The 3,199-nt window shown below is 68.9% G+C and carries 2 protein-coding genes; one reads left to right on the top strand and one right to left on the bottom strand.

What is annotated here, in order from left to right; all coding sequences use genetic code 11:
* Nucleotides 1-295: 295 nt before the first annotated feature.
* Nucleotides 296-544: a hypothetical protein gene (locus tag V7067_RS14735; protein WP_334176662.1), complete on the bottom strand. Its 249-nt coding sequence runs from the start codon at nt 542-544 to the stop codon at nt 296-298.
* Between the two features lie 384 nt (nt 545-928).
* On the opposite strand from V7067_RS14735, the gene V7067_RS14730 reads away from it, so the two are divergent.
* Entirely contained in the window at nt 929-2,242 is a 1,314-nt protein-coding gene (locus V7067_RS14730; RefSeq protein WP_334176661.1) for a cyclopropane-fatty-acyl-phospholipid synthase family protein, read from the top strand.
* Nucleotides 2,243-3,199: the final 957 nt, after the last annotated feature.

Here is a 3,199-nt window from a genome sequence, read left to right as displayed (position 1 = left end):
GTGAAGGCGGCCGCACCGTCGGCGCCGGCGTCGTCGCCAAGATCCTGAAGTGATTTCCTGAGACGACCGCCGCGGGCGGCGCGACCCTGTCGCGTCGCTGCCGGCAGCAAATCCTGAAAAGGCCGGTCCCGACCGCGGGGCCGGCCTTTTTTGCTGATGGCGGGCCGGGTGAGGGGGGGAGGCAACAAAAAAGGCGCCCGTCGGGGCGCCTGTCGCTTATCGTCGAATCGCTCTTCGGGCCCGCACCGGGCCTGCGGAGGCCCGTTCAGGGCGGAGCGCCGAGGCGGCGGGCCGCTCAGGTGATGGTGATTTCTTCCGGGATGCGGCCGGACTGGTAGAGGATCTCGGTGTGGGCGTGGTCGAGACCCTTCGACATGTCGCCGCGCATCACCAGCGCCATCACCCCGGCCTTGGTATTGGCCAGCCGCTCTGCACCGGCGCGCGCCGCGCGCTCGGAGATGCAGCGGATCGGGGCATCGATCAGAAGACGGCCGCGGGTGCTCTCGCTGAAAGCCTGAATCAGATAGAGGGTTTGCTCGCCCATCGGAACACCTGCGTCAACTGGTTCGGGCTTTCCTGCCCGGTCCTCTTGGGGCGGCCGGTACGACTCTTCCGCGTTTCCGCCCGAACCCGTTTTAACCGCCCGCCCGTTACGGAAGTCTCTCCGAGACGAAAAGAAATGTGCCGATTGTCGCTGTCGGGGCGCCGCAAGGGCGCTCCGGCTGCGGCAAATGGGGCCGCCCGGCCGGACCGGACGCCGGCAAAGGGCGGGCGGGCCGGCCCGCGACCGGCCGGCCACTGGAATCGGCGGCCCGGCTCGCATAACGTGCCGCACCAATGCCGGGCGGAGATTCGCGGCCGGCCCTTGGCTAACCCGGCCCTGCCGGCCGCACCGGCGGCGGGGCTCTGGCGGGAGACGGAAGCGGTCATGACCAGGAACGACAAGCTCATCGCCCGGGCGCGCACTCTTCTTCAGCACATCGCGGCCGAGTTGCAGGCCAACCTCTATGTCCGGCTGTGGAACGGCGAGGTGGTGCCGCTGGGGCCGGATGTGCGCGAGGAGGTGGGTTTCGCCATCCGCTCCCCGCTGGCCATCACCCGGCTGCTGAAGGCGCCGAAGCTGACGACGCTGGTGGAACTGATGGCTGCCGGCGACATCGATATCGAAGGCGGCACGCTGCTGGACATCGCCGCACGGCGCGGGCGGGCGGACTCGCGCGGCTGGGTGAAGAAGCTCAGCAAGTGGACGCTGGCGCGCACGCTGCTGCCCTTCCTGCTGCTCTCGGCGCGCGACAAGTCGGTGGCCGCCGCCACCCACGCCTACACCGGCGCACAGGCCGCCCGCGACGATCAGGGCCGGGATAACAAGGCGCTGGTGCAGTTCCATTACGATCTGTCGAATGCGTTCTACAGCCTCTTCCTCGATCCCGAGATGCAGTATTCCTGCGCCTATTTCCCGACCTGGGATGCCGGCATCGAAGAGGCCCAGAAAGCCAAGCTCGACATGATCTGCCGCAAGCTGCGCCTGCAGCCGGGCGAGAAATTTCTCGATATCGGCTGCGGCTGGGGCGGCCTCGTCTGCCACGCGGCGCAGCATTATGGCGTGGAAGCCTATGGCGTGACGCTGTCGCAGGCGCAGCTCGATTTCGTGAAGGACAAAATTACGCGGCTGGGTCTTGAGGGCCGGGTGCATGTGGAGCTGAAGGACTATCGCGATATCGAGGGCAGCTTCGACAAGATCGCCTCTATCGGCATGTTCGAGCATGTCGGCCTTGAGAACCAGACGGCCTATTTCTCCAAGCTGCGCGGTCTGCTGCGCGCGCGCGGCCTGTTGCTGAACCACGCCATTACCCGGCCCTCCAAGAAGACCGAAGAGGCGTTCCGCAAGAAGCGGCCGGAATATGCCGCGATCATCAATTACATCTTCCCGGGCTCGGAACTGGACCACATCGGCCATTCGGTGGCGGCCATCGAGCGCCACGGCTTCGAGATCCACGATGTCGAAGCCTGGCGCGAGCACTATGCCCGCACCACCCGGCTGTGGTGCGAACGGCTCTATGCCAACCGCGAGCAGGCGGTGGCCGAGGTGGGCGAGGCCAAGACGCGGCTGTGGCTGCTTTATCTGGCCGGTGTTTCGCTGGGCTTCGAGCGCGGCACCATCGGCATTTTCCAGACCCTCGGCTCGCGCCGCGCCAAGGGCCCGTCCGGCCTGCCGCCGACCCGCGCCGATCTTTATCGCTGAACGGCGCCGGGCAGCATCCGCCGCCGCAGATCAGCCGGGCTCCGGCCGGCCGTGTGCCGGGTGGAGCGGGCCGGCAAAGGCCGTGCGTGCGCAGGGCATCGCCGGTGAGGTTTCAAGGCTGCGCGGGCGGCGTGCCGGGCGCGATGCGGGCGCCCGCCTGCGGGCGTCGGCGAGGGGTTCAGCCCCATGGGCCGGCCTGCGCCGCCGGGCCTGCGCTGCCGGCTGTCCGGGTGGAACCCCGGGGCCGGGCGCCGCTTGGTGCTCTCGGCGTTTCATCCATCCCACAGGCAGAAGAGAGCGGCGCCGTTGCCCCGGTGCGGGCGTTGGCGCGGAAAACCGCCCGGCGCGCCGGGCTGGTCTGGCAGGGCGCGCTCCGGGGGCATGTTGGCCGGGTGTCATGTCGGGGGAGGCCGTGGGGCACTACCTCGGAGGGGGACAACCGCCGGCGGCGTGGCCTCACAATCGTTGCATCACGGACGTTCGCCTGAGACGTTCGCCTGACCTGTGCCGTTGGCACATCGCCCGGGCCCGCCGGGCATGGACTGGCGGGCATGGACCGGCTGACATGGACTGGCGACCGCTTCCTCGCCGCTCTGCGCTTCGGGCGCGGCGGCAAACCTGATGGCGGCAATCGCGACGGGCGCGGCAACAGCCCGGTGCCGAGCCGACATCGGCAACGGCCAAGGGGGGCCGTGCGAACCGGCGCGCAAGACAGCGGGTGTCAGGGAGACGGCAAGGTTCGCCCCATGGTGGGGGACGACGGCGGGCGGCGACGGGGGCGGCGACCTCTGAGGGCGACGGCTTCCCCTTCAGCCTCCCGATAAAAACGATAGCGGCGGGATCAGGCAACGTCCGGTCCGGCGCAGAAAAGCACACCTTGATAGCGGAAGGCCGGTCAGAGCATACCGATTCCGCGGACACAGAGCGCGGCCGCGCAAAGTCAGGTGACAAACCAGC

It is taken from the genome of Pseudoxanthobacter sp. (assembly GCF_036822375.1).
GTDB lineage: Bacteria > Pseudomonadota > Alphaproteobacteria > Rhizobiales > Segnochrobactraceae > Pseudoxanthobacter.
Note: the sequence above shows the minus strand (reverse complement) of the source record. Positions and strands in the feature narration are given on the sequence as shown.